The organism is Methylobacterium sp. WL1 (assembly GCF_008000895.1).
In the GTDB taxonomy this organism is placed as follows: domain Bacteria; phylum Pseudomonadota; class Alphaproteobacteria; order Rhizobiales; family Beijerinckiaceae; genus Methylobacterium.
In genome coordinates this window covers 1984254-2009358 of the sequence record NZ_CP042823.1, presented here as the reverse complement: position 1 = coordinate 2009358, position 25105 = coordinate 1984254, and the positions used below count along the sequence as shown (strand labels likewise).

21 protein-coding genes, 1 tRNA gene and 3 pseudogenes are annotated in these 25105 nt (G+C 69.4%); 13 read left to right on the top strand and 12 right to left on the bottom strand.

The features are described 5' to 3' along the window. Nucleotides 1–78 precede the first annotated feature (78 nt). The 4 genes and pseudogenes from otnK to FVA80_RS09925 form a co-directional block, all read right to left on the bottom strand. Nucleotides 79–1364, bottom strand: a pseudogene (gene otnK / locus FVA80_RS09940) (3-oxo-tetronate kinase). Beyond that, the gene (otnI, locus tag FVA80_RS09935) at nucleotides 1361–2143 is read right to left on the bottom strand and encodes a 2-oxo-tetronate isomerase (protein WP_147908626.1); all 783 of its coding nucleotides are present in this window, start codon (nucleotides 2141–2143) and stop codon (nucleotides 1361–1363) included. The pseudogene otnK and the gene otnI overlap by 4 nt, the downstream one beginning before the upstream one ends. A gap of 29 nt (nucleotides 2144–2172) precedes the next feature. Next, nucleotides 2173–3087, bottom strand: coding sequence for an L-threonate dehydrogenase (ltnD, locus tag FVA80_RS09930; protein WP_147908627.1), 915 nt, complete (start codon nucleotides 3085–3087; stop codon nucleotides 2173–2175). Nucleotides 3088–3182: 95 nt separating this feature from the next. Next, nucleotides 3183–4502, bottom strand: a complete 1320-nt coding sequence (locus FVA80_RS09925) for an MFS transporter (protein WP_147908628.1) — start codon at nucleotides 4500–4502, stop codon at nucleotides 3183–3185. 288 nt (nucleotides 4503–4790) lie between these two features. Here FVA80_RS09925 and FVA80_RS09920 point away from each other — a divergent pair, with 288 nt between their 5' ends. Then, nucleotides 4791–5798, top strand: a complete 1008-nt coding sequence (locus tag FVA80_RS09920) for a LacI family DNA-binding transcriptional regulator (RefSeq protein ID WP_147908629.1) — start codon at nucleotides 4791–4793, stop codon at nucleotides 5796–5798. Beyond that, entirely contained in the window at nucleotides 5795–6472 is a 678-nt protein-coding gene (locus FVA80_RS09915; protein WP_147908630.1) for an aldolase, read from the top strand. Before FVA80_RS09920 ends, FVA80_RS09915 begins: the two co-directional genes overlap by 4 nt. 50 nt (nucleotides 6473–6522) lie before the next feature. On the opposite strand, the gene glyS is transcribed toward FVA80_RS09915, so the two are convergent. The 3 genes from glyS to FVA80_RS09900 all read right to left on the bottom strand — a co-directional run bounded on the left by glyS (nucleotide 6523) and on the right by FVA80_RS09900 (nucleotide 10269). Then, a complete protein-coding gene (gene glyS, locus FVA80_RS09910; protein WP_147908631.1) occupies nucleotides 6523–8706 on the bottom strand; it encodes a glycine--tRNA ligase subunit beta in 2184 nt (727 codons plus the stop codon). Between the two features lie 139 nt (nucleotides 8707–8845). Next, complete coding sequence (locus FVA80_RS09905) at nucleotides 8846–9289, bottom strand: hypothetical protein (protein WP_147908632.1); 444 nt, start codon at nucleotides 9287–9289, stop codon at nucleotides 8846–8848. Between the two features lie 68 nt (nucleotides 9290–9357). After that, nucleotides 9358–10269: a glycine--tRNA ligase subunit alpha gene (locus tag FVA80_RS09900; RefSeq protein WP_147855523.1), complete on the bottom strand. Its 912-nt coding sequence runs from the start codon at nucleotides 10267–10269 to the stop codon at nucleotides 9358–9360. 167 nt (nucleotides 10270–10436) lie between these two features. Here FVA80_RS09900 and FVA80_RS09895 point away from each other — a divergent pair, with 167 nt between their 5' ends. Both FVA80_RS09895 and FVA80_RS09890 read left to right on the top strand, forming a co-directional pair. Then, nucleotides 10437–10895 carry a GNAT family N-acetyltransferase gene (locus FVA80_RS09895; RefSeq protein WP_147910850.1) on the top strand — a complete coding sequence of 153 codons (459 nt, stop codon included), beginning with the start codon at nucleotides 10437–10439 and terminating at the stop codon, nucleotides 10893–10895. Nucleotides 10896–11048: 153 nt separating this feature from the next. Beyond that, nucleotides 11049–11324, top strand: a complete 276-nt coding sequence (locus FVA80_RS09890) for a hypothetical protein (RefSeq protein WP_147910851.1) — start codon at nucleotides 11049–11051, stop codon at nucleotides 11322–11324. A 144-nt stretch (nucleotides 11325–11468) separates the two neighbouring features. On the opposite strand, the gene FVA80_RS09885 is transcribed toward FVA80_RS09890, so the two are convergent. The 4 genes from FVA80_RS09885 to FVA80_RS09870 all read right to left on the bottom strand — a co-directional run bounded on the left by FVA80_RS09885 (nucleotide 11469) and on the right by FVA80_RS09870 (nucleotide 15160). Beyond that, on the bottom strand, nucleotides 11469–13079 hold the full coding sequence (locus tag FVA80_RS09885) for a Na+/H+ antiporter (RefSeq protein ID WP_147910852.1): 1611 nt from the start codon (nucleotides 13077–13079) through the stop codon (nucleotides 11469–11471). A gap of 139 nt (nucleotides 13080–13218) precedes the next feature. Then, nucleotides 13219–13725 carry an MmcB family DNA repair protein gene (locus FVA80_RS09880; RefSeq protein ID WP_147910853.1) on the bottom strand — a complete coding sequence of 169 codons (507 nt, stop codon included), beginning with the start codon at nucleotides 13723–13725 and terminating at the stop codon, nucleotides 13219–13221. 120 nt (nucleotides 13726–13845) lie between these two features. Then, a complete protein-coding gene (locus FVA80_RS09875) occupies nucleotides 13846–14622 on the bottom strand; it encodes a cobalamin-binding protein (RefSeq protein ID WP_147910854.1) in 777 nt (258 codons plus the stop codon). A gap of 16 nt (nucleotides 14623–14638) precedes the next feature. Then, nucleotides 14639–15160 (bottom strand): DedA family protein, encoded by a 522-nt coding sequence (locus FVA80_RS09870; RefSeq protein WP_147910855.1) that lies wholly within the window; start codon nucleotides 15158–15160, stop codon nucleotides 14639–14641. 361 nt (nucleotides 15161–15521) lie between these two features. Between FVA80_RS09870 and FVA80_RS09865 the strand changes: the two genes are divergently transcribed. From FVA80_RS09865 to pdxY, 4 genes and pseudogenes are all read left to right on the top strand, one after another. Further along, complete coding sequence (locus FVA80_RS09865; protein ID WP_147910981.1) at nucleotides 15522–15743, top strand: hypothetical protein; 222 nt, start codon at nucleotides 15522–15524, stop codon at nucleotides 15741–15743. 103 nt (nucleotides 15744–15846) lie between these two features. Further along, on the top strand, nucleotides 15847–16188 hold the full coding sequence (locus tag FVA80_RS09860) for a hypothetical protein (RefSeq protein ID WP_147910982.1): 342 nt from the start codon (nucleotides 15847–15849) through the stop codon (nucleotides 16186–16188). An 807-nt stretch (nucleotides 16189–16995) separates the two neighbouring features. Continuing rightward, nucleotides 16996–17579, top strand: a pseudogene (locus FVA80_RS32175) (phospholipase A2 family protein). 205 nt (nucleotides 17580–17784) lie between these two features. Beyond that, the gene (gene pdxY, locus FVA80_RS09845) at nucleotides 17785–18633 is read left to right on the top strand and encodes a pyridoxal kinase PdxY (protein WP_147957826.1); all 849 of its coding nucleotides are present in this window, start codon (nucleotides 17785–17787) and stop codon (nucleotides 18631–18633) included. Between the two features lie 20 nt (nucleotides 18634–18653). Here the strand turns inward: pdxY and FVA80_RS09840 are convergent, their stop codons facing one another. Further along, entirely contained in the window at nucleotides 18654–19136 is a 483-nt protein-coding gene (locus tag FVA80_RS09840) for an OsmC family protein (protein WP_147910513.1), read from the bottom strand. Between the two features lie 154 nt (nucleotides 19137–19290). On the opposite strand from FVA80_RS09840, the gene FVA80_RS09835 reads away from it, so the two are divergent. The 5 genes and pseudogenes from FVA80_RS09835 to FVA80_RS09815 all read left to right on the top strand — a co-directional run bounded on the left by FVA80_RS09835 (nucleotide 19291) and on the right by FVA80_RS09815 (nucleotide 24974). After that, nucleotides 19291–20175, top strand: coding sequence for a PhzF family phenazine biosynthesis protein (locus FVA80_RS09835; protein WP_147910512.1), 885 nt, complete (start codon nucleotides 19291–19293; stop codon nucleotides 20173–20175). Then, nucleotides 20168–20872 carry an NUDIX hydrolase gene (locus FVA80_RS09830; RefSeq protein WP_147910511.1) on the top strand — a complete coding sequence of 235 codons (705 nt, stop codon included), beginning with the start codon at nucleotides 20168–20170 and terminating at the stop codon, nucleotides 20870–20872. Before FVA80_RS09835 ends, FVA80_RS09830 begins: the two co-directional genes overlap by 8 nt. A 369-nt stretch (nucleotides 20873–21241) precedes the next feature. Then, a pseudogene (locus tag FVA80_RS09825) lies at nucleotides 21242–22221 on the top strand (ABC transporter substrate-binding protein). Nucleotides 22222–22479: 258 nt separating this feature from the next. Further along, entirely contained in the window at nucleotides 22480–24747 is a 2268-nt protein-coding gene (gene glgX, locus FVA80_RS09820) for a glycogen debranching protein GlgX (protein WP_147910510.1), read from the top strand. A gap of 137 nt (nucleotides 24748–24884) precedes the next feature. Further along, a tRNA-Ser gene (locus tag FVA80_RS09815) sits at nucleotides 24885–24974 on the top strand. The last annotated feature ends 131 nt before the right edge of the window (nucleotides 24975–25105 follow it).

The window sequence follows — 25105 nt, the reverse complement described above, 5'->3', positions numbered from 1 at the left end:
AAATTTTTTAGTGACGCATCATCGTTGTTCGAAAGCCGGCGCCACCGCTCTCGGGATGATGCTTGGTGGTTTGCCGCGTCAGGCCATCATGTCCAGGGCGCGCCCGAAGAAGTCGGGCCCGCCGAAATTGCCGGATTTCAGGGCGAGCAGCATCGGCTCCGGCCGGCCGGCGGTACGCAGGATCGGCACGCCCGCGGCGATCTCGGGGCCGACCAGGAACGCCCGGAGACCGAGCCGGTCGACCACGGCGCCCGAAGTCTCGCCCCCCGCCACCACGAGCCGGCGCACGCCGCGGGCGACCAGCCCCTCGGCGATGGCGGCCAGCGCCGCCTCGATGGCGTGGCCGGTCGCGTCGATCCCGTGCTCGGCCTGGAGGGCACGCACCGCCTCGGGGGTCGCCGAGGAGGCGATCAGCACCGGGCCGGCGGCCAGGCGTTCTTCAGCGAAGGCCAGGGCCTCGCCGACCACGCGCGCCACCGCATCGGCTCCGCCGAGCAGGGCCGCCGTGTCGAGGCGCAGCACCGGCATCAGCGCCTCCGCGGCAGCGATCTGCTGGAGGGTCGCCTGGGAGCAGCTGCCGGCGAGGCACGCCGCGGCCCCGCCCACCGGTTCGCCGAGGGCACCGCCGGCCGCGTCCGGGTGCCGCGCCTGTCGGCCACGAGGGCGCGGGCGAGCCCCAACCCGAGCCCCGAGGCGCCCACCGAGAACCGTTTCGCGAGGATCGCCCGGCCGAGCGTTTCGAGGTCGTTGTCGAAGATCGCGTCCGCGATGGCCGCCTGCTTGCCCTCCGCCGCCAAGGCGTCGAGCCGGGCCGCCACGGCCTCGGCGCCGCGGGCCACCGTGGCGGTGTCGACGAGGCCAACCGGGCCCGCGCTTTGTCGTGCCAGCACGCGCACAAGGTTGGCATCGCGCATGGGGTTGAGCGGATGATCCTTCAGCGGGCTCTCGTTCAGGGGCACGGAGCCGACGAACAGGTTGCCCTGGTAGACGCTCCGCCCCGTCTCCGGGAAAGCCGGGGTGACCAGGGCGATCGGCTCCCCGGCATCCGTCCGCAGGGCATCCATGACCGGACCGATGTTGCCGGCCTCCGTCGAATCGAAGGTCGAGCAGACCTTGAACATGACGTGGGCGGCGCCCCGGGCACGCAGCCAGCCGTCCGCTTCGCGGGAGCGCGCCACGGCCTCGCCGGCCGGGATCGAGCGGCTCTTGAGCGCCACCACCACCGCGTCGGCCTCCGGCAGGGCACGGTCATCCGTCGGCACGCCGATGGTCTGGATCGTGCGCAGGCCCGCCTTGGTGAGGGTGTTGGCGAGGTCCGAGGCGCCCGTGTAGTCGTCGGCGACGCATCCCAGTGCAAGGCTCATCGGGCACTCCCTTTGTAGGCGGCGAGCCAGCCGAGGCCGGCCACGGTGTCGGCGGCCGGGATGTACTCGCAGCCGACGAAGCCGGCGTAGCCGAGCCGGTCCAGCTCGTCGAACAGGAACGCGTCGTTCATCTCGCCGGTGCCGGGTTCGTGACGCTCGGGCACGCTCGCGGTCTGGACATGGCCGACGATCGGCATCAGCGCGCGCAGCCGCATGGTCACGTCCCCGTGCAGGATCTGGCAATGGTAGAGGTCGAACTGCAGCTTGAGGTTCGGCAGAGCCAGCGCGCGGATCAGGTCCGCGGCCCGGCCGAAATCGTTCAGGAAGTAGCCCGGCATGTTGCGGCCGTTGATCGGCTCGAGCACGAGGTCGAGGCCGGCCGCGCCCAGGCGCTCCGCCGTCCAGGCCACCGCCCGGCGATAGGCCTCCGCGGCGCGCGGATCGTTCGGGTCGGCCAAGCCCGCCATCAGGTGCAGCCGGGCGACGCCGGTCGCCTCGGCGTAGCGGAGCGCCGTGTCGACGCCGGCCCTCAGTTCATCGAAGCGCTCGGGAAACGCCGCCACGCCGCGCTCGCCCTTGGCGAAATCGCCCGGCGGCAGGTTGAACAGCGCCTGGGTCAGGCCGTTCGCCCGAAGCCGCTCGGCGATGGCCGCGGGCGGGTGTTCGTAGGGAAACAGGAACTCGACGGCGTCGAACCCGGCACGGGCCGCCGCCTCGAAGCGGTCGAGGAACGGCACCTCGTTGAACATCAGGCTGAGATTGGCGGCAAAGCGCGGCATTTTTTTCGGACTCCCTGCGCTCGATCCGGTTACTTCTGCCCCGGCAACTTGGCGCCCGAGACCTGCGCGTAGAGCCGCGCCACGGACGCGTCGTCGTCCCGGCCCATGCCGGCGCCGGATGCCATCAGGAACATCTGGAGCGCCGCCGCGGCCACCGGGACCGGGTATTTCTCGGCCCGGGCCATGTCCTGCACGATGCCGAGGTCCTTGACGAAGATGTCGACCGCGCTCTTCGGCGCGTAGTCGGCGTCCAGGATGTGGGGCACCCGGTTCTCGAACATCCAGGAATTGCCGGCCGACTTGGTGATCACCTCGTAGACGCGGGCCAGGTCGAGGCCCTGCTTGGCGGCGAAGCTCATCGCCTCGCAGGCGGCCGCGATGTGGACCCCGGCCAGCAGCTGGTTGATCATCTTGAAGGCCGCACCCTGGCCGGCCGCGTCGCCGAGTTCGTAGAGCGTGCCCGCCATGGCATTGAGGGCGGGGCGGGCCTTGGCGAAGGCCGCCGCCGAGCCCGAGGCCAGGAAGGTCAGGCCGCCATCCGCCGCGCGGGCGGCGCCGCCGCTCATCGGAGCGTCGAGATAATGGCGGCCGGTGGCCTCCAGCCGCGCCGCCAGTGCCCGGGCGACGGCCGGATCCATGGTCGCCGAGGACACGAACACGGCGCCTTCGGGCATCGCCGCGGCGGCGCCGGCCTCGCCGAACAGCACCGCCTCGGTCTGGGCGGCGTTGACGACCACGCTCACCACCACGTCGGCGCCCCGTGCCGCCTCGGCCGGATCGGCCGCGGCAGTGCCGCCCGCATCCCGGAAGCGGGCGACGGCCTCCGGGTTCACGTCGCAGGCGGACACGGAGAAGCCGGCGCGCAGGAGCGAGCCTGCCATGCCGGAGCCCATGGAGCCGAGGCCGATCACCGCGGCGCGGCCTGTCTGCGTGGTGTTGGCCATCGGGTTGGGTCCTGCTCTTGATGACGGGACAGGTGAGGCGGCAGCGCAGGGCGAGGCGCGCTCTCCTCCCCCGTGTGGAGAGGGGGGAAAGAACCTCAGCGGTTGACCATCCTGGCCGGGGTGACGAACACGCAGGCCGAGCCGACCACCAGCATCACCGCCAGCGCGTACATGCCGGCCGCGGTGCTGCCGGTGGCGTCGCGCAGCGCCCCGATCACGTAGGGGCTGACGAAGCCGGCGAGGTTCCCCACCGAGTTGATCAGCGCGATACCGGCAGCCGCGCCGGCGCCGCTCAGGAAGGCGGTGGGCAGGGACCAGAACAGGGGCGAGCAGGTCAGCACGCCGGCCGCCGCCACCGAAAGGGCCGCCACCGCGACCGTGGTCGAGCCCGCGCTCGCCGAGACCACGAAGCCGACGGCCCTGACCAGCGCTGGGACGATGAGATGCCAGCGGCGCTCGCGCATCCGGTCGGCGCTCAAGCCCAGCAGGATCATCACGACGGCCGCGCACAGGAACGGGATCGCGCTGATCAGGCCGATATTGAGGTTGCCCTGCACCCCGGACGCCTTGACGATGGTCGGCAGCCAGAAGGTCAGGCCGTACTGGCCGGTGACGAAGGCGAAGTAGATCAGGCTCATGAACCAGACGCGGCCGTTGCGGAACACGGTCGCGATCGAGTGCGGGCTGGATTCCTTGCCGTGATTGTCGGCGGCGATGTCCCGCGCCAGCACCTGCTTCTCGGCGTCGGTCAGCCACTTGGCCTCGGACGGACGGTTGTCGAGGTAGAGGAACACGGCGACGCCGATCAGCACGGCCGGCACGGCCTCGATCAGGAACATCCATTGCCAGCCGGACAGGCCGTGGGCGCCGTTGAACGCGTCCATGATCCAGCCGGAGAGCGGGTTGCCGAAGATACCCGAGATCGGGATCGCCGCCATGAACACCGCGATCACCCTGGCGCGGCGATGGGCCGGGAACCACTGCGTCGTGTACAGGATCACGCCCGGGTAGAACCCGGCCTCGGCCAACCCGAGCAGGAAGCGCATCCCGTAGAAGGTCCATTCCGAGTTCACGAACACGAACGCGCCGGAGATCAACCCCCAGGTGATCATGATCCGGGCGATCCAGACCCGGGCACCGACCCGGTGCAGGATCACGTTCGATGGCACCTCGAACAGGAAGTAGCCCAGAAAGAAAATGCCGGCGCCGAGGCCGTAGACCGTCTCGGAGAACTTGAGCTCCTGGGACATCTGGAGCTTGGCGAAGCCGACATTCACCCGGTCCAGATACGCCACCACGTAGCAGAGCATCAGGAACGGCACGAGGCGCCAGAACACCTTCGCGTAGGTGCGGTCGGTAAAAGTCTTCTCGTCCGCGAGGGCCGCGCCCCGCAGCGGGGCGGCTTGAACCGACATCGGCGTACTCCCTGGTCCGCACCCCGCGGGAGGCGGACGGATAATGGTCTTCACCGCTCGTTCCGGCGGCGCTGACGGGGGCTGTAACGGTTTTTGGCAGCGCTGCCAATCCGGCTTGTGCGAAATAATGCAGGCCGCTATGGCGGGGCATAAGGCGCCGCCGAACGGGAGCCCTGCATCCAATCCACCCCCCATCCAGAGGTGCCGAAGCGCAGCGGATGCCTCAGGATGAGGGCCCTGGGTGGGAGGCGAGGCGGAGACGCGAAAATGGCCGGGAGAGGCCGGGAGATGGATGCATTCCAGCCGCCGGGGCGGCTCGTGACGCTCACCGACGTCGCCCGGGCGGCGGGGGTCGGCGAGAGCACGGTCTCGCGGGTCCTGCGCAACCACGGCTCCTATTCGAAGCGGGCCGGGGAGCGGGTGGCCGAGGCCGTGGCCCGGCTCGGCTACGTGCCCAACCGCCTCGCCGGCAGCCTCGCCGGTCCCGGCGCGAGCGCGCAGCTCGCCGGGGTGATCGTGCCGTCCCTCGCCAACGTGGTGTTCCCCGACCTGCTGCGCGGGCTGACCGGGGCGCTGGAGGCCGAGGGCATCCAGTGCGTGATCGGGGTGAGCGACTACGATCCCGACCGGGAGGAGGCGCTGGCCGCCGCGCTGCTGTCCTGGCGCCCGGCCGCGCTGTTGCTGACCGGGCTGGAGCACAATCCCGGGACCGTGGCCCTGGCGAAGGCCGGGGGCGTGCGCGTGGTCGAGATGATCGACACGGACGGGCCCGGGATCGACGCCGTGGTCGGCTTCTCCAACCGGGCGGTGGGGGCAGCGAGCGCCCGGCATCTCGCGCTCCGCGGGTATCGCCGCATCGCCTATCTCGGCCACGACCTTGCGGTCGACCTGAGGGCGGGCAAGCGACTGGCCGGGTTCGAGGCTGCCCTGGGCGAAGCGGGCCTGGCGCTCCAGGCCCGAGAAATCCGGCCGGGGCCGTCCTCGCCGGCCTCGGGGCGGGCCGGGCTGGAGACGCTGCTGGCGCGCCGTCCGGACCTCGACGCGGTCTACTTCTCCAACGACGACATGGCGCTCGGGGGCTACTTCGCTTGCCTGTCGGCGGGGCTGGCGGTGCCGGGGCGGATCGCCCTGTTCGGCTTCAACGGGCTCGAATTCGCGGCGGCGATGCCCCAGCCCTTGTCGACGGTGCGCACCCCGCGCCTGGAGATCGGCCGGCAGGCGGCCATCTGCCTGATGGGTGAAAGTCCCAAAAGAATCGATCTCGGATTCGAGCTGATCGAGGGAGCGACCGCATGAGCGAGACGGCGTTGCGTGAACAAATCTGCCGCTACGGCCGCTCGCTGTTCGAGCGCGGCCTGACGCCGGGCTCCTCCGGCAACATCTCGCTGCGCCTGCCCGACGGCGGCTGGCTGGTGACGCCGACCAACGCGTCGCTGGGCTTCCTCAACCCCGCCCGGATCTCGCGGCTCGACCAGGATGGCCGGCTGATCTCGGGCGACAAGCCGACCAAGGAAATCCCGCTGCACACTGCGCTCTACGAGAGCCGGGGCGAGGCCAAGGCGATCGTGCACCTGCACTCCACCCACGCGGTGGCAGTCTCGATGCTGCCCGAGATCGACCCGCGCCAGGTGCTGCCGCCGCTGACGCCCTATTACCTGATGCGCACCGGGGGCACAGCGCTGGTGCCGTATTATCGCCCCGGCGACCCCGCGGTGGCGGACGCGATCCGGGGGCTCGCGGGCCGGTACAGCTCGGTGCTGCTCGCAAATCACGGTCCGGTGGTGGCCGGCGACAGCCTGGAGGGCGCGGTGTTCGCCACCGAGGAGCTGGAGGAGACCGCCAAGCTTTATCTGTTACTTCGCAACCTCAACCCGCGGCAGTTGAGCCCGGGACAGGTGGCGGATCTCGTCACCCATTTCGGGCTGACCCTGCCGGAGGTGGACGACCATGCCGGGCACGATCATGGGTGACGGGACGGGGGCCGCGCGTCCCGTCGCCCCGCCTGCGGGGAGAAGGGGTGCTATCCCTCGATCTTCGAGAAATCCGCCACCGCGCGGGTCGCGGCGCGTAGCGCGTTGAGCAGCAGCAGGCGGTTCTCGCGCAAGCCCGGATCGGGCGCGTTGACGGTAACATCCTGGAAGAAGGCGTCGACCGGCGCGCGCAGGGTCGAGAGCGCCCGCATCGCGCCGGCGAAGTCCTCGTTCGCAATAGCGTGCGATGCCGTCGCGGCGGCGCCCGTCAGGGCCTCGGCGAGCGCCCGCTCGGCCGGCTCACCGGACGCGGCCAGCGCGGAATCGGGCGCGGCATCGTAGGCGCGGCCGTCCTTTTTCTCCTCGATCCGCAGGATGTTCGAGGCGCGCTTGACCCCGGCCAGCAGGTTCTTGCCGTCCTCGGTCTCCAGGAAGGCCTGCAGGGCCTCGACCCGGCGCACCACCATCAGCAGGTCGTCCTGCCCGGGCAGCGCGAAGACCGCGTCGATCAAGTCGTGCCGGGCGCCCTGTTCGCGCAGGTAGACCTTGAGGCGGTCGGCGAAGAAGGCGAGAAGATCAATGCTGCTGATATCTGCAGTTCGTCCGCCCCAATCGATTAGACCACGACCATGCCCGACAGCATTGCCTCCAGGAGACGCTTTGGCACTTGCTGTCGCGTTTATAGACTTGCCAACCAGATCAGAATGCGCGTCGAAAATGTTAACAAGATTCAGGCGGAGCCCATTGAGCACATACCGAATCACCCCCAAGGCCGCCCGTCGGAGCGCATACGGGTCCTTGCTGCCGGTGGGCTTCTCGTCGATTGCCCAAAAGCCCACCAGCGTGTCGAGCTTGTCGGCCAGCGCCACGGCGATCGAGACCGGATCGCTCGGCACCCGGTCGGAGGGGCCGACCGGCTTGTAATGCTCCTCGATGGCGGCGCAGACGCTTCCGTGCTCGCCCTGGAGCGCCGCGTATTTACGGCCCATCAGGCCCTGAAGCTCCGGGAACTCGCCGACCATCTCGGTGACGAGGTCGGCCTTGGCGAGGCGGGCGGCGCGCTCGGCGAGCGCCGGGTCGGCCCCGACCAGGGGCGCCAGCTCCTTCGCCAGGGCGGCGATACGGGCGATCCGCTCACCCTGCGTCCCGAGCTTTTCGTGGAAGACGATGCTGTCGAGCTTGGGCAGCCGGTCGTCCAGGCGGATCGCCTTGTCGGTCTCCCAGAAGAATTTTGCGTCCGACAGGCGCGCCCGCACCACGCGCTCGTTGCCGGCCGTGATCGCTTGGCCGCCGTCAGACGCCAAAAGATTCGAGACCAGGATGAACGCGGGGGCCAGATCCTCCGAGCCGGATTTGCGCAGGACGAAGCACTTCTGGTTCGCCCGGATGGTCGCCCGGATCGCCTCGGCCGGGATGTCGAGGAAGGCGTCGTCGAAGGAGCCCATCAGCACCACGGGCCATTCCACCAAGCCGGACACCTCCTCCAGCAGGCCCTCGTCCTCCACGAGGTCGAGGCCGCGGGCGAAGGCAAGGTCGCGGGCATCGTGCAGGATCACATCCTTGCGCCGGTCGGCGTCGAGGATGACCTTCGCGCGCTCCAGGGCCTGGATGTAGTCGTCGAACCGGCGCACCTCGATCGGTCCGGGCGCCAGGAAGCGATGGCCGTAGGTGACAGTCCCGGCCGCGATGCCACTGACGGCGAACGACACCACCTCGGGGGTCTCGGTCTCCGGCCCGAAGGTCGCGACGATCGATTGCAGCGGGCGCACCCAGCGTAGGGCGCCGGGCTGGGCGGACGCCGCGCCCCAGCGCATCGCCTTCGGCCAGGGGAAGCTCCGGATGATCTCGGGCAGGAGCTCGGCCAGCACGTCCAGGGTCTCGCGGCCCGGGCGCTCGATCACCGCGAGGTAGAATTCCCCTTTCTTGGGGTCGGTGATTCGTTGTGCCTCGTCCAGGCTCGCAAGGCCGGCGCCCTTCAGGAAGCCTTGGACGGCGGCCTCGGGGGCGCCGACCCGCGGCCCGCGGCGCTCCTCGCGCACGGCCTCGCCGCGGGCGGGCAGGCCGGCGATGTGCAGGGCGAGGCGGCGCGGCGTCGAGAACGCCTTGGCGCCCTCGTACAGGAAGCCGCGCTCGACCAGCGAGTCGGTCACGAGTTTCTTCAGATCCTCCGCCGCGCGCCGCTGCATGCGGGCGGGGATCTCTTCCGAGCGGAGTTCGAGCAGGAGGTCGGGCATGGCGCGGCCATATCGCCGCGCCGCTGGCCTGTCGAGGGTCGAACGGCCGGGGCCGTCCTGAGAACCTCTCACAAATCTCCCGCTGCGCCGTCGCTGCCAGAGAAGAACTCCCGGTGATCGGGAGTTTCGTGAGAAGCTCTTATTGCGCCTCGCCCTTCAGGATGGTGGTGAGCTGCCACTTGCGATCGCCGATCGCGTGGGCATCCGACACCCGCCAGGCGCCGTCCTCGCGCACGAGGTCGAAGACGATGGATTTCGAGCCGTCCCCACCCTTGCGCTCCACCGTGACCTTCGCCTGGTCCTTGCCCTCCGTGGCCTCCTTGAAGGTCAGGGCCTTCACGGTATCGGGCTTCAGGGGCTCGCCGTTCAGGCGGTAATCGAAGTCGAGGCTGCCGGTGGCGCCGTTGGCCTGCTTGGCGTCGGCGTCGAACAGGCCCTGCAGGCGCTTGGTGTAGACGGCCGAGTGATTCGGGCGCGGCTCCGCATAGAGCTTCTTGACCACAGCCTCCGGGCCGGGATCGGCCGCGAGCGCCGGGGCGAGACCGAACGCGAGGACGCCGAGGGCGAGGAGGGTCTTTTTCATCATGGGATTCCCGCGTCTGCGGACGCGCCGAAACGCGCCGATTGGCGGGGGTTGCAACGCGCGAGGGCTCAAGGGGCTCCACCGGCCGCCGTCTTGAGCCACGCCGCGCCGCAGGCCTTGGCGAGTTCCCGCACCCGCAGGATGTAGCTCTGACGCTCCGTGACCGAGATGACCCCGCGGGCGTCGAGCAGGTTGAAGACGTGGCTCGCCTTGATGCACTGGTCGTAGGCCGGTTGCGCCATGCGGTGGCGCTCGGTCTCGGCGGCAGGCGCGCCGGCGTCGAGATAGGACCGGCAGGCGGCCTCCGCGTCGGTGAACTGGCGGAACAGCATCGCGGTGTCGGCCGCCTCGAAGTTGTGCCGGGAATATTCCTGCTCGGCCTGCAGGAACACGTCGCCGTAGGTGATCCGGTCCGCGCCCTCGGCGCCGTTGAAGTCGAGGTCGTAGACGTTCTCGACACCCTGGACGTACATGGCGAGCCGCTCGAGGCCGTAGGTCAGCTCGCCGGCCACGGGCGCGCATTCGAAGCCCGCCACCTGCTGGAAGTAGGTGAACTGGCTGACCTCCATCCCGTCGCACCAGCATTCCCAGCCGAGGCCCCAGGCGCCGAGCGTCGGGCTCTCCCAATCGTCCTCGACGAAGCGGATGTCGTGGAGCTTCAGGTCGACCCCGATCGCGTCGAGGGAGGCGAGGTAGAGTTCCTGGAGGTTGGGCGGGTTCGGCTTCAGGATCACCTGGAACTGGTAATAATGCTGGAGCCGGTTGGGATTCTCGCCGTAGCGGCCGTCCTTGGGCCGGCGCGACGGCTGGACATAGGCGGCCTTCCAGGGCTTCGGGCCGAGCGCGCGCAGCGTCGTCGCCGGATGGAACGTGCCGGCGCCGACCTCCATGTCGTAGGGCTGGAGGATCACGCAGCCCTGCGCGGCCCAGAACTCCTGCAGCGTCAGGATCAGCCCCTGGAACGATTTCTTGTGGGACATAGGCGGGGACGGCTCGGCGATGCAGGTCTGGGGGTCGGCGGGCCGGTTTAGGTGCGGGCGGCGGGGGGGTGCAAGACGAAGGGCCAGCGGGGCGGGCGCGGTTGCGCTTGCGCCCGGGGTACGGAGGGTGGTCAGTTCCCCCCTGTGCCATGCGGGAGACGCGGACCATGACCCTCGAACCGGAGACCATCGCCATCCGCCCGATCGCCCCGGAGGATCGGGCGGCGTGGCTGCCGCTCTGGCGGGGCTACCAAGCCTTCTACAAGGTCGAGATCGCCGAGGCCGTCACGGACTGCACCTGGGCCCGCCTCAACGACCCGGCCGAACCGGTCGACGGCGCCCTGGCCTGGCGGGGCGCCGAGGCAGTCGGGCTGGTCCACCACATCCGCCACCGCTCGGCCTGGACGATCGGCGATTACTGCTACCTGCAGGACCTGTTCGTGGCGGACACAGTCCGTGGCGCGGGAATCGGCCGTCGGCTGATCACGCATGTCTACGCGGCCGCAAAAGCCGCCGGCTGCTCACGCGTCCATTGGTTGACCCATGAGACCAATACCGACGCGATGCTGCTCTACGACCGGATCGCGGAGCGGTCGGGCTTCGTGCAGTACCGTAAGATCGTCTGAATCCTTCGCACGGGCGCCCCGGTTGTGTGGCGAAGCACGCAAGCGGGGCCGTTTTCTCGGCATAGCGGGAACCGTCAAGTTCGCGGCCAAGTTATCGCCGCAAACAGGGGATTTCGGCACCTCAGCGCTGCCGAATACGACGGACCACCAGTCATGCATCAGGCTCGCACGCGTCACGATTTCGGCCGCAAGAACTTTGCCGTCCTGGCCGCGCTCGCCGTCTCGGCGATGGTTGCCACCCCGTTCGTGATGAGCGCCAGCCGCGCGCTGGCGACCCCTGAGGAGCCGACCGTCACGGCGAGCCTGCGGGTCGAGCCGGTGGAGGTCTCCCCCGTGGCGGCGCCCAAGGAGGCCGCCCCCTGCCTGCGCAAGGTGCGGGTCGTCTACAGCGGCTACAGCAACCCGACCGACGCCTGCACCACCCGCTAGGGCATCGTTCCGAAAGGCGGCCGCCGGCTTTCGGACGAAGACGTTGCGGATCCAGATGCCAGCGCAACGTGCTGGTTCCGACATCCGGCAGGATGCGCGAGCGCATAGCCTCGAGAACCCCGACGCTCCGCTCGGAGTTCGGGCTTAGACGGCGCCGTGCGCCGGCGCTTCGCCGGCCAGGCGCTTCAGGTGGAGTTCCTCCAGGTCGATCTCCCCTTCCAGGGCCCGCAACACCGAGCTGTGGATGCGGTTCTCCCGGTGCAGGGCGATCAGCGCCGAGCGCCCGGACCGCACCGCGAGCAGCGCGGCGGCGAAATGCTCGGTCTTCTCGGCGGCCAGCGCCCCACGCTCGTCGCGGTCCCGGGACGATGCCCGCACCCGGCGACGGCACTCCTCGACCAGGCGCGGATGCTGCAGCGCGCCGGACCCGGGCGCCACCAGCCGCTGTAGGGCACCGAGCCCGGCCTCGTTCATCACCACCCGGGCCATCGCGGCGTCGAGATGGCCCTCCGGGAGGCTCTGGCGCGGGTCGAGGCGTAGCCACCGGATCAGCGGACCAAGCGTCGTGCCCTGGATCAGGACCGTGAACAGGATCACCGCGAAGGCCGCCACCAGGATCGCGTCACGGCCCGGAAAGTCCACCGGCAGTGCCAGGGCAGCGGCCAGGGTCACCACCCCGCGCATGCCGGCCCAGCCGATGATCAGCGGCACCCGCGGGTCCGGGCGGGGCTCCTGGGCGCGAACCCGGGCCGACAGGGTCCGCCGCAGGTAGACGGCAGGGAACACCCACAGCAGCCGCGCGGTCACGCATGCCACCGTGACGATGACCGCCAGCGGCAGACCGGTGGCGAGCGCGCCGAGGTCGCCCCCGGACCGGGCCAGCACGCCGCGCAGGGCCAGCCCGATCAGCACGAAGACCAGAGCCTCCAGCACGAAGACCACGAATTCCCACACCGACACGGCGTGACGCCGGACATGAGCGTCGAAGGTCTCGTGCTCGCGCCCGCCCATCATCAGCCCGCAGGCGACCACGCCGAGCACCCCGGAGGCGTGGACCTCCTCGGCGGCGAGATAGGCGGCGTAGGAGGCCAGGAAACTCAGTACCGCGACGGCGTTGGCATCGTGCAGGCGCCGCACCAGCGCGTTCACCGCCAGGCCGCAGGCGAGCCCGACCGCGATACCCGCCACCGCCAGCCAGGCGAAGCTGCCCGCCGCCGCCCAGACGCTGAAGCTACCGGTCAGCGCCGCCGCAACGGCGAACCGGTAGAGCACGAGGCCGGACGCGTCGTTGACGAGGCTCTCGCCCTCCAGGACCGTGACCATCCGGCGGGGCAGGGCGACCCGGGCCAGCACCGCCTTGGCGGCGACCGCGTCCGGCGGCGAGACGATGGCGCCGAGCGCGAAGCAGGCGGCCCAGGGCAGGGCCGGCACCACCGCGTGGGCGACGAGCCCGACCACCAGGGTGGTGAACAGCACCGCCCCGAGCGAGAGCGACAGGATCGCGCCGAGGCTCGCGCGGAAGTCGCGCCAGACGGTGAAATAGGCCGATTCGAGCAGCAGCGGCGGCAGGAACAGGACCATGATCAGGTCCGGATCGAGATCGAAGGCCGGCAGGCCCGGTGCCACCGCCAGTGCCATGCCGCCCAGCACCAGGGCGGCGGCCGGGGGAAACCCGAGCCGTCCGGCTGCGAGCGACAGCAGAAGGGCCGCCCCGAGGAGCGCAAGAATCAATTCGAACAGGGCAACGGGCGTCATCACCCGCCCATAGCGCAGTCTTCACGAAAACGTCAGGGTTTCAAAAGGTCCGAGACCTGTTGTGGGTACAGAGCAAAGCCCTGCAGGTCCCGGGGCTCCGCCACCGCCCCCCAAAGCGCTTACCCGTTGAGATCCCTCGTCAAAGCGCCCCTTCCCGCACCGCGCCCGGGTCGGCCAGCGCGTGGAGGATGCGGGCGGCGCTGTGGGCGAAGCGGAGGGTGACGGCCTTGCGGCGGGGGCCGCTGAGCGGGTGCTCCGGGGCTTCCCGCAGGATGCCGGCGCCGTAGCCGTCGGCGACGATCAGGCCACATGCCTCCGGGATCAGCGATTCGGGCACGTCCTCGGGGATGGCGAAGAAGAACCGGTCGCAGAAGTCCCTGTAATCAGGCCACTTTCTGTCGGCGCGGAAATCCGCGACGCTCGACTTGATCTCCACGATGGTGAGCCGGCCGGCGCCGCACAGGGCGATCACGTCGGCGCGGCGGCCGTTGACCAGGGAGAATTCCGGCAGGGTGACGCAGCCCATCTCGGAGAACAGGCGGCGCACGCCGCGCTGGATCCGCAGGGCGGTGGGCGATTGCCGCCGGTCGGGGGGCAGGATCGTGGCGCCCGCCGGGAGCGCGGGGAGGCCGAGGGAAGCGGACATGCGGTTGCGGGATGCGCCTGTGTCGAATCGGGACATCCTGCCGAACCGCGACCGATCCGTCACCTGCGGCGCGGCATCGCCCCCGCCACCCGGAATGAACATCCACTTGAATTCAGAGGCTTAAGCCAGGAAGGCCTGGATCGCAGCGAACCCGTCGGTGAGCGCGGCGGGGCCCGGCTGGAGGATCAGCGGGGCCTTGATCTCGTGGATCCGGCCGGTCCGCACCGCCGGGATCGCGTCCCAGCCGGGGCGGGCGCGGATGCGGTCGACGTTGACCTTCTTGCCGCACCAGGAGGCCAGGATCACGTCGGGGGCGGCGGCGATCACCTGGTCGGGGGTGACGATCCGGTCCTTCGCGGCCGGCTGTCGGCTGAGCTCGGGGAACACGTCCTGGCCGCCGGCGAAGCCGATTAATTCGGAGATCCAGCCGATTCCGGAGATCATCGGCGCGTCCCACTCTTCGAAGTAAACGCGAAGTCTGGGCCGGGTCGGGGCCTGTGCGGCGGCGGAATGCAGGGATTCTTCGAAGAACCGTGCGAGCGCGTCCGCCCGCTCCGGGACCCCGACCAGGGCCCCCAGGGTGCGGACCATAGCGAGGCAGCCCGCCACATCCCTCTGGTTGAATAGGTGTACGGCGATACCCGCGCGGGCGAGATCGGCGACGATGTCGGCCTGGAGGTCGGAGAACGCCAGGACGAGGTCCGGCGCCAGGGCCAGGATCTTTGGGATGTCGGCGCTGGTGAAGGCCGAGACCCGGGGCTTCTCCCGCCGGACCCGGGGCGGGCGCACCGCGTAGCCCGAGACGCCGACGATCCGGTCCTCCTCACCCAGAAGGTACAGGGTCTCGACGGTCTCCTCGGTGAGGCAGACGATGCGCTCCGGCGGGAAGCGGCGCATCAGCGGGCCGACCGGATCACCGGTCGAGCCAGGCGAGCAGCCCGGCCCCGGGGGCGAGCAGCACGAAGGCCCAGACCAGCGCCGAGCCGACATTGGCCAGCTGGAACGGCAGCCGCGCCAGCCCGAGGGTGCCGGCGAGCAGCGGCACCAGGGCCCGGGCCGGCCCGAAGAAGCGCCCCAGCGCCACCGCGGCGATACCCCAGCGGCCGATGAAGCGTTCCGCCTTGGCGACGAGGTCGGGGTAGCGCCGCAACGGCCACTTGGTGCGGGCGCCCGGCCCGACCCAGCGCCCGGCCTCGTAGGAGAGCCAATCCCCCAGCGCGGCCCCCAGGGCGGCGGCGCCGATCACCGGCCAGAGCGGGATGTCGGCCCCCCCGACCAGGGCGCCGATGCCGATCAGGATCACGGTGGCCGGCACGAACAGCGACAGGATCGCGATCGACTCGCAGAAGGCGAGCCCCCCGGCGATCAGCGGCGTCCAGACCTTGTGCGCCTCGACGAAGGCGAGGGTGGAGGTCCGCAGGGCTTCGATGTCCATCGGGCTCGGGGGCGGCGGGGATCGAACCCATCTGAGGCGGGAGAGGGCCGGGGACAAGGGTTTTGGGTGATTGAACTAGGCTTGGGAGTAGGGGCGGGAGCACCAGCCTATGAACCTGACATATTGATTGATCGCCCTTTGCGATTGTTCTTGCTACCGACGGCAAATCCAGAGCCGGCATTGCAGGGATCGGTAATCCGCCAGTTTGTTCATCCTTTGTTCGCGTGCTATAGATAGCTCCATAAGGAGCCTGCAGCAGTTTTATCACAGCGGTTAAGCTTCCTGCTGAATCCGGCCACGTCATGGATGGACAACTTAAACGCGATTTGCACTCTTCGCTGTCTGTGAAGGAGGGGTACAAATGGCTCAAGCCGAAGACGTGCCGATGAGCCGGCAAGAGTTCTTAGTTGCTTACGATGGCCCCTCTCGTGCGGACGACCACTCTATTGATGTCCGGAACTTGGCGCCAGCGCTGCTGGCTTTTGGCCGACTGCTGCTCGAGGCTAATACAGAGTTTAATGGCAAAAATCCACAACTAAAGTTTTATTTGTCTCAGATTTCGAGCACAAATGCTTCAACATAAATATTGAACTGATCAATGGTTTTTACGATCAAATCAAGCAATTTCTCGGCCTGGATCAAGTAAAAATCGCGAGAGAACTACTTGTATAGATCGGCCTTCCGAAATGTCCGCTATATGGAGTTGGGCTTGCAACAGGCTAAATAAATTTTTTGAAATATCTCGGGCGGAAAAAGGCCAAGATATTATAGAAGAAAGAGTCGGATCCGACCCGCGTGGAATTATAAAAGCCACAATAAAAGGCAATGACAATATGGTTTGCCTGACACCAGAAATATATAGCCTGTCAAAAAATCCAAAGGCGCTTCAAGCAACTCAGGATGCTTTCTTGCCACTGGGGCATGATGGCTTTGAAACAATGCGTGTTTCTGGGAATGAAGAGGATACGCCGGAAAATTTCACACCCGAAGAGGTTGCCAATATCGCCGCATCTTGTGTGAAGGCATAGAAGAAAGCAAATAGGCCAACGAGCCAGACGTTGAAGAAACACCCGCATGGCTAAGCGTTTATTCGCCGGTATACGATGCAAGCGCAATAAACTGGCGGTTTCGCCTTGGGCTGGAAACCATACACGCAGACATTATTGCGACAACAATTGCACAAGATACACTGGAAAGAGGCGGCGCACTATCAGAGGATACGTACCAAGTTGTGTTGGAAATAATCACGCCTTTTGACTCCGACAATAACGCCAAACAACCAACTTACAAAATTAAAAAGGTCATGCGCTTCATTCCCGATCGCCCTCCGAAGCAAACGGATTTATTTAGTCCCGATGGCGCCTTATAAGATACGGACAAACTAATTTTACAAAATTACTGCTAGATATGCAGGCTATGTTTTAAACCAAGATCTAGGACAATATCGCCCGCAGCGGCGGTTCTCCCCCGCGATCCGAGAATCACCGGCGTTGAACACCCTGTCGATCTAGTCCGACGTCGACTACGGCCCGATTGGCAACGCGGCTTCGATGGTCCCGATGCAGCGGCGCGGGGTCGAGGTCGGGCCGGTCCACACCGTCCCGTTCTCAAACCATCTCGACTGACGCCCGGTCTTCGACGCGGAAACAATCCGCGCCACGGTCCGGGGCATCGGCGGGCGCAGACGGGTCGGCACCGGGCGCGCCGTGCTGGCGGCCTCTCGGGGCTCGGCCCCAACCGCGCAGGACGCCCCCGACCCGGCCCCGCTGCGCAGACCGACTTCGGAACGGAACAGTCGCGCTCCGCATTGCTGGCTCCGCATTCGGGAGCCTGCCGTGAGACCCACCCTTCTCGTCCTCCTCGGGCTGTTGCTCCTGGCCGTCCCGCAGCATGTCCGGGCGCAGGCCGTCGCCGGTGAGGCGTATACCACCCTGGAGGCGGACGAGCCCCGCCCAGGCCGCCGCCGCCGCTGCCGGACCTGTCCGATCCGAACGGCCGGGCGGGCGAGGCGCTCAACGAGCCGGGCGAGCGCTCCGGCATCCCCAAGGCGCTGCGGGCGTCGGGCTCCAAGGCTGGCGGCCCGGCCAACGACCTCAACCCGAGCGGGCAGGCGGAGGCGCCGGCGCCGCCCAAGGGCGATCTCGGCAAGGTCGCGGCCGGCGAGGACCTGTTCCACGGCAATTATTGCGGCACGGGCCAGCGCGGCGAGGGCCTGCCCCCGATCGACGCCCTCGATGCCGCCTGCATGCGCCACGACGCCTGCTACGACGCCGCCGGCTACAGCTCCTGCGCCTGCGACGCTACGCTGAAGCGGGAGGCCGCGTCCGTCTCGGACGCGCCGGGCGCCTCGCTGGAGACGCGGCGCCGGGCGCTGAGCGTCACGCAGGCGACGGTGGCCATGCGCTGCCGCGCGCCCTGATCCGCTCCCCGCCGTCGAGCCGAGCGGGACGCGGTCCGGCCCGCCTGCCGGCCGCGGGGGCCGAACCGAGGCGGGCCGGCCGTCCGAACCGCGCCGCTCGCGGCGTGCCCCCGTGCGCGCCTCCCGTGCGTGCCCCCGCGCTTGCGCCCGCGCGCCGGATCGCCGACAGCAGCGGCTCTCCTCACGGCACCGGGAATCACCCGCGTTGAACGTCCTGTCGATCCAGTCCCACGTCGCCTACGGGCATGTCGGCAACGCGTCGGCGGTGTTCCCGATGCAGCGGCTCGGGGTCGAAGTTTGGCCGGTGCACACGGTGCAGTTCTCCAACCACACCGGCTACGGGGCGTGGCGCGGCCCGATCTTCGAGGCGGACATGATCCGCGACGTGGTGCGGGGCATCGGCGAGCGCGGGGTGTTTCCCGGCTGCGACGCGGTGCTGTCGGGCTACATGGGCTCGGCCGCGATCGGGGCGGCGATCCTGGAGGCGGTGGCCTCCGTGCGGGCCGCGAACCCGCAGGCCCTCTATTGCTGCGACCCGGTGATCGGCGACGTCGCGGAGGGCGTCTACGTGCGGCCCGGGATCGAGGCGTTCCTGCGTGACCACGCCGTGCCGGCGGCCGACATCCTCACCCCCAATCAGTTCGAGCTCGACCGGCTCACCGGCCTGCCGAGCCGGACCCTGCCGGAGGCGGCGGCCGCGATCGCGGCGCTCCAGGCCCGGGGCCCCCGGGTGGTGCTGGTCACCTCGGCGCTTTGCGCCGACACGCCGCCCGACCGGATCGACCTGCTGGCCGGGGCGGAGGGCCGGGTGTTCCGGGTCCGCACCCCGCGCCTCGCCATCGCGGTGAACGGCGCGGGCGACTGCATCGCGGCCCTGTTCCTGGTCCACTACGCCCGCACCGGCTCGGCCGCCACGGCTTTGGGCGCGGCCGCCGCCTCGGTCTACGGCCTCCTGAAGCGCACCGCGGCGGCGGGTTCCCGGGAGATCCTCACCGTGGCCGCGCAGGCGGAATACGTGACCCCGACCGAGACCTTTTTGGTCGAGGCGGTGTAGGGGCCGAATCGCGCACGCCCTCAATCCACGCCCTCCCGCACGATGGTCGGTTCGTGCGTCACCGCAAAGTTCACCGAGCGGGCGATGAAGCATTGCGCGTGCGCCCGGTGGTGCAGCGCCAGGGCGGCGGCGGCGTCCGATTCCGCCGTGACGGTCACGCGCGGGCGCAGGGTGACCGCGGTGAACTGGCCCGCACCGCCGGGCTCCTCGGTCATGCGGCCCTCGGCGGTGTCGGCGTAGGCCGTCACCACGATCCCGGCCTGCGCGCACAGGCCGAGATACCAGAGCTTGTGGCAGGCCGAGAGCGAGGCCACCAGCAGGTCCTCCGGGTTCCAGCGCGCCGGGTCGCCCCGGAAGGCCGGGTCGGACGAGCCGGTGATCACCGGCTTGCCCGGGGAGGCGGCCTCGAAGGCGCGGTCGTAGCCGCGATAGGTCCGGGTGCCGGCCCCGGTGTTGCCGGTCCAGGTCACCGTGACCGCGTAGGCGTGCTCCGTGTTGGGCATGGCTCCCTCCCGTCTCCGCGGCCTGGGAAGCGGTGCCGCACTGGGCTAGGCTCTGGGACCGCGCCGCCCGGATCGAGTCGGGCGTTCGCACAGCCTTAGCAAAGCGCGCCGCAGCCGCCAGCCGGTCGCGGGCGCCCCCCGGAGGACCGACACGATGGCGCGCCGCTTCGTCACCCTCGACGTGTTCACCGACCAAAAATTCGCCGGCAACCCGCTGGCCGTGGTGCGCGACGCCGAGGGGCTCGACACGGCCGCGATGCAGGCGATCGCGGCGGAGTTCAACCTGTCCGAGACGGTGTTCGTGCTGCCGCCCACCGACGCGCGGCAGCGGGCGCGTCTGCGGATCTTCACGCCGCGGCACGAGCTTCCGTTCGCCGGCCACCCGACCGTGGGGAGCGCCGTGCTGCTCGCCCTGGAGGACCCGTCCCGGGGCGATGCCCGGGCCTTCGGCCTGGAGGAGCGGATCGGGATCGTGCCCTGCGTGGTCGAGACGCTGTCCGACGGCAGCGGCGGCCGGGCACGGTTCAAGCTGCCGGCCCTGCCGGAATTTCTGGGCGCCGGCCCGGAGCCGGCGGTGCTCGCGCCGCTCCTCGGGCTCGAGCCCGGCGATCTCTGCACCGGCCGGCACGTCCCGAGCCGCCACGGGGTCGGGCCGACCTTCACCTGCGTGCCGGTGGCCACGGTGGCGGCGCTCGATTCCGCCCAGCCGGCGCGAGGACCGGAGGCGCAGGACGGGCTCTACCTCTACGCGCCAGACCCCGAGGGGACGGGCCAGAGCTGGCGGGTGCGGATGTTCGCGCCGCATCTCGGTATCGCGGAGGATCCCGCCACCGGCTCGGCGGCCGCCGCCTTCGCGGGGGTGCTGATGCAGTTCGAGACCCTGGGCGACGGCACCCACGACGTGGCGATCCAGCAGGGCGAGGCCATGGGCCGGCCGAGCGCCATCGCGCTCCAGCTCACGATCGCGGCCGGCGCCCTTCGCTCGGTGGAGATCGGCGGCTCGGCCGTGATCGTGTCGGACGGGACCTTGCGTGTCTGACGGCTTCCGGATCACCCGGCTCGCCGGGGTCACGGCGCGACTCGTCGCGCATGACTGGCCGTTCGCCCGGGACCACGAAGCGGAAATCGCCGAACACTGGCAGGCGCGGCGCGCCCGCAGCCCCGGGATGTTCGACGGCACCGTGCTGCTCGCCCGCGCCTGGTCGGTCGCGGACGGGATCGCTCGGGTCGACCTGTTTGCCGCCCGCTATTCCAGCTTCATCGCCTACCGGGACCGGGGCCGCACGGAAGCCGGCGTGGTCAACGCCTTCGCGGCGATCGTGCCCGGGAGCCTGGACGGTGGGGTGCTGCTCGGCGCGATGGGCACCCATACGGCCAATGCCGGCCAGCTCTACTTCCCGTGCGGCACGCCCGACCTCGACGACGTGCGGGGCGAGACCGTCGACCTCGCCGGCAGCGCCGCCCGGGAGCTCGCCGAGGAGACCGGCCTGGCGCTGCCGGCGGATGCCGCGACCGACTGGGTGCTGCTGGCCGGGGAGGGGCAGCTCGCCTTCCTGCGCCCGGTGCGGTTCCCGGAGACGGCCGACGCCCTGTGCGCCCGCATCGAGGCCCACCGCCGCCGGGAGGCGGAGCCGGAACTCGCCGGGATCCACGTGTCGCGCGCGGCCGACGGTCCGGAGGCGACTCGGATGCCGGGCTTCGTGCGGGCGTATCTGGCGGATGCTTTTGCGGTGTAGGCTGCCGGAGCCCGGCGGCAGGGAGGCTGAGGGCTGGTCATCGGACGAGGGCCGCTCCCACCCAGTCCCCTCATCCTGAGGTGCGAGCGCACCGAGCCTCGAAGGAGCCCTCCGGGGATCGCGCGGCCGGCTGGAGGGCTCCTTCGAAACCTCCGCTGCGCGAACGCACCTCACGAAGACCCGGTTGGGTGAGAGAGGCCCGCCGCAACGACACGTATCTTCTCTCGCGCGACGAAACCCGACACCGCCATCACCCGATGTGCCCGCAATACGGAGTGTCGTTTCCTTGTTCGCCGCAGGCGCTTCCATAGACTTGGCCGCTCCGCTGGACCCCTCGCGCACGCTGCGCCGGGCAACGAAACGGGCGACATGCGCATCCTCTCTGACGCCCCGAGAACGACCCGCCGGCACGCGGCCGCCTGGCTCGCCGCCGCCCTGATGCTGTCGGCGGCCGCCCCGTCCTGCGCGGCCGAGCCCGTGATGCTGCGGGTCGGCGACCAGAAGGGCGGCAACCGCGCGCTGCTGAAGATCTCCGGCTTCGGAAAAGACCTGCGCTACACGATCGCCTGGTCGAATTCCCCGCCGCCGCGCCGATCCTGGAGGCGCTCAATGCCGGCGCCCTCGATGTCGGCTATACCGGCGACCTGTCGCTGCTCACGGCCTACGCGGCCGGCGCCCCGATCAAGGCGGTCGGCGGCACGAAATCGGACCCGCGGAGCCATGCGATCCTGGTCCGCCAGGATTCCCCGATCCGGTCGGACGCCGACCTCGCGGGCAAGCGCCTGGCCGGCACCCGCGGCGGCTGGGGCCAGTTCCTGATCGACGCGACCCTGGAGAAGACGCGGATTAGGTTGGAGGACGCCACCTTCGCGCCGCTCAACCCCGTGGACGCCAAGGTCGCCCTGGTCGCCGGCTCGATCGATGCCTGGGCGGTCTGGGAGCCCTACGTCTCGTTCGCGACCCGCAAGGACAACGCCCGGGTGATCGCCGACGGCGCGGGCCTGACCCCGACCATCACGTTCATTGTCGCCTCCGACACCGCCATCGCCACCAAGCGGGCGGCCGTGCAGGACCTGCTGGACCGCCTGAACAGGGCCCGGCTGTGGTCGCTCGACCATCTCCCCGAATACGCCAAGAGCACCGCCGCCCTGACACGCCTGCCGGAGGATGTGCTGCTGGCGGCCTATGCGGCGCAGCGGACCAGCCCGATCAACATCGACGACGGCGTGGTCGCGGAGGTCCAGGAGGCGTCCGATCGCGCGACCCGCTACGGCATCCTGGCCAAGCGGCTCGACGTCGGCCGGGTGCTCGACCGCAGCTTCACCGCGCCGGCTCCGAACGCGAACTAGGGCATCGTCCCAAAGGGTGGATTCCGGCTTTCGGAAAACGACGATGCGCAGCGAAAAACTCGCGCCGCGTGCCGGTTCCGATATCCGGCACGCGGCGCGAGAGGCGGGGCCCGCCGGCCCGAACCGCACCGCAAAAATTCGCCCGCCCCGGCGGGAGCTTCGCTGTTCCCGGGACGTTTGCGTTGCAGTCCGGGGTCACCGGCCGAGGCGTCCCGCGACGCGCGGCCGGCGTTCCGGGCTGCCAGCACCGGAGCTCCCATGGCCGACCCGACCCGTTCGACAAACTCGTCCCGCGCGACCCGCACGCGCATCCAGGAAGGCCAGCCCTATCCGCTCGGCGCCACCTGGGACGGGCTGGGCGTCAACTTCGCCCTGTTCTCGGCCCACGCCACCAAGGTCGAACTCTGCCTGTTCGACGACCAGGGCGAGAAGGAGATCGAGCGGATCGAGCTCCCCGAATACACGGACGAGATCTGGCACGGCTACCTGCCGGATGCGCGGCCCGGCACGATCTACGGCTACCGGGTCCACGGCCCCTACGAGCCGAAGGCCGGCCACCGGTTCAACCACAACAAGCTCCTGATCGACCCCTACGCCAAGGGACTGGTGGGCTCGATCACCTGGAACCCTGCCCTGTTCGGCTACCAGATGGAATCGGGCGACGACCTGACCTTCGACGAGCGCGACAGCGCGCCGTTCAACCGCCGCTCGCGGGTGATCGACCCGGCCTTCACTTGGGGCCGGCACCGCAAGCCCAACGTGCCGTGGGAGAAAACGATCTTCTACGAGGCCCACGTGAAGGGCATGACCAAGCTCGACCCGCGGGTTCCGGAGAAGCTGCGCGGCACCTATGCCGGCCTCGGCACGCCCGACGTGCTCGACTACATCAAGAGCCTCGGCGTCACCTCGGTGGAGCTGCTCCCGGTGCATTCCTTCGTGCAGGACGACTACCTGCAGCAGAAGAACCTGGTGAATTACTGGGGCTACAACACGATCTCGTTCTTCACCCCCGCCCGGCGCTACGCGGCGGTGCCGGACTTCGCCTTCTCCGAGTTCAAGGAGATGGTCTCGCGCTTCCACGGCGCCGGCCTCGAGGTGATCCTCGACGTGGTCTACAACCACACCGCCGAGGGCAACGAGAAGGGCCCGACTCTGTCGTTCAAGGGCGTCGACAACGCCTCCTACTACCGGCTCCTACCGGGCGAGCCGCGCTACTACATCAACGACACCGGCACCGGGAACACCTTCAACCTGTCGCACCCGCGGGTGCTGCAGCTGGTGACCGACTCCCTGCGCTACTGGGCAACCGAGATGCGGGTCGACGGCTTCCGGTTCGACCTGGCCACGATCCTCGGCCGTGAGCCCTACGGCTTCGACGAGGGCGGCGGCTTCCTCGACACCTGCCGGCAGGACCCGGTGCTCAACGGCGTCAAGCTGATCGCCGAGCCGTGGGATTGCGGCCCCGGCGGCTACCAGGTCGGCGGCTTCCCGCCGGGCTGGGCCGAGTGGAACGACCGGTTCCGCGACGACGTGCGCGCCTATTGGCGGGGCGATCCCGGCCTGCTGCCGGACCTCGCCGCCCGGGTCTCGGGCTCGGCCGACAAGTTCGACAAGCGCGGCCGTAAACCCTGGGCCTCGGTGAACTTCCTCACCGCCCATGACGGCTTCACCCTGCATGACACGGTGGCCTACAACGAGAAGCACAACGAGGCGAACGGCGAGGGCAACCGCGACGGCCACTCGCACAACCTCTCGTACAATTACGGCGCCGAGGGCCCGACCGAGGACCCGGCGATCCGGGCCGTGCGGCTGCGCCAGATGCGCAACATGCTGGCGACCCTGTTCCTGTCGCGCGGCACCCCGATGCTGCTCGCCGGCGACGAGTTCGCCCGCACCCAGAACGGCAACAACAACGCCTATTGCCAGGACAACGAGGTCTCTTGGCTCGACTGGGGGGCGATCGGCGACGAGGAGCGCGATCTCGCGGAGTTCACCCAGCGCCTGGTCATCCTGCGCAACGCCCTGCCGATCCTCAGCCGCGGACGCTTCCTCACCGGGCAGTACGACGAGGAGTTCGGCGTCAAGGACGTGACCTGGCTGCGCCCGGACGGGGGCGAGATGGCCAGCGAGAACTGGTCCGAGGGGGCGGCGAAGGCGTTCGCGGTCCAGCTCGACGGGCGTGCCCAGGCCACCGGCCTGCACCGCCGGGGCGGCGACGCCACGCTGCTGATCATGTTCAACGCCCACCACGACCTGGTGACGTTCACGCTGCCCGAATCGCCCAACGGCGTGGCCTGGACCCGGCTGCTCGACACCAACCTGCCCGACAGCCAGGACGTCGAGAGCTTCCCGTTCGGCAATGGCTACGACGTGACCGGGCGCTCGCTCCTGATGTTCGTGCTCAAGCCCGAGGACACCCCGGGCGACGACGCCACCGAGATGGAGCGCTCCTACCAGCACGTGATGCAGGCTTTTGAGCGCGCCAACGTCGAGAGCGTGCATTTCCACCTCGACCCGGAGGCCTGAGACGCGCTGAGCGGGACGGTTTTCGTCTCGCTCAGGGTCCGCCGCTTGCGCCCGGCGGCGCACCCGGCTAACAGCACCCCACCGCGCGGCCCTGGTCGCGTCCGGCGCCTCGGTGCCCGGGCGCCCTGTCTGCGGTCGGAGGGGTGGCCGAGTGGTTGAAGGCGCACGCCTGGAAAGTGTGTATACGGGAAACCGTATCGCGGGTTCGAATCCCGCTCCCTCCGCCATTCAACCCTACAAGTATCTCAATTCGTTGAGCTTTTGAGCTAAGCCTAGCATACCCCCCTCATTGCAGCCCACATTAAGTTTTGGGTTGATTTGGATACTGTCGGTCGAGTTCGGACAGGGTTCAGGCGGT

Bases quoted from the DNA above. Each gene is read 5' to 3' on its own strand.
- otnI (WP_147908626.1), bottom strand. From the start codon at position 2,143: ATGCCGCGCTTTGCCGCCAATCTCAGCCTGATGTTCAACGAGGTGCCG.
- ltnD (WP_147908627.1), bottom strand. From the start codon at position 3,087: ATGGCCAACACCACGCAGACAGGCCGCGCCGCGGTGATCGGCCTCGGC.
- FVA80_RS09925 (WP_147908628.1), bottom strand. From the start codon at position 4,502: ATGTCGGTTCAAGCCGCCCCGCTGCGGGGCGCGGCCCTCGCGGACGAG.
- FVA80_RS09920 (WP_147908629.1), top strand. From the start codon at position 4,791: ATGGATGCATTCCAGCCGCCGGGGCGGCTCGTGACGCTCACCGACGTC.
- FVA80_RS09915 (WP_147908630.1), top strand. From the start codon at position 5,795: ATGAGCGAGACGGCGTTGCGTGAACAAATCTGCCGCTACGGCCGCTCG.
- glyS (WP_147908631.1), bottom strand. From the start codon at position 8,706: ATGCCCGACCTCCTGCTCGAACTCCGCTCGGAAGAGATCCCCGCCCGC.
- FVA80_RS09905 (WP_147908632.1), bottom strand. From the start codon at position 9,289: ATGAAAAAGACCCTCCTCGCCCTCGGCGTCCTCGCGTTCGGTCTCGCC.
- FVA80_RS09900 (WP_147855523.1), bottom strand. From the start codon at position 10,269: ATGTCCCACAAGAAATCGTTCCAGGGGCTGATCCTGACGCTGCAGGAG.
- FVA80_RS09895 (WP_147910850.1), top strand. From the start codon at position 10,437: ATGACCCTCGAACCGGAGACCATCGCCATCCGCCCGATCGCCCCGGAG.
- FVA80_RS09890 (WP_147910851.1), top strand. From the start codon at position 11,049: ATGCATCAGGCTCGCACGCGTCACGATTTCGGCCGCAAGAACTTTGCC.
- FVA80_RS09885 (WP_147910852.1), bottom strand. From the start codon at position 13,079: ATGACGCCCGTTGCCCTGTTCGAATTGATTCTTGCGCTCCTCGGGGCG.
- FVA80_RS09880 (WP_147910853.1), bottom strand. From the start codon at position 13,725: ATGTCCGCTTCCCTCGGCCTCCCCGCGCTCCCGGCGGGCGCCACGATC.
- FVA80_RS09875 (WP_147910854.1), bottom strand. From the start codon at position 14,622: ATGCGCCGCTTCCCGCCGGAGCGCATCGTCTGCCTCACCGAGGAGACC.
- FVA80_RS09870 (WP_147910855.1), bottom strand. From the start codon at position 15,160: ATGGACATCGAAGCCCTGCGGACCTCCACCCTCGCCTTCGTCGAGGCG.
- FVA80_RS09865 (WP_147910981.1), top strand. From the start codon at position 15,522: ATGGCTCAAGCCGAAGACGTGCCGATGAGCCGGCAAGAGTTCTTAGTT.
- FVA80_RS09860 (WP_147910982.1), top strand. From the start codon at position 15,847: ATGTCCGCTATATGGAGTTGGGCTTGCAACAGGCTAAATAAATTTTTT.
- FVA80_RS09840 (WP_147910513.1), bottom strand. From the start codon at position 19,136: ATGCCCAACACGGAGCACGCCTACGCGGTCACGGTGACCTGGACCGGC.
- FVA80_RS09835 (WP_147910512.1), top strand. From the start codon at position 19,291: ATGGCGCGCCGCTTCGTCACCCTCGACGTGTTCACCGACCAAAAATTC.
- glgX (WP_147910510.1), top strand. From the start codon at position 22,480: ATGGCCGACCCGACCCGTTCGACAAACTCGTCCCGCGCGACCCGCACG.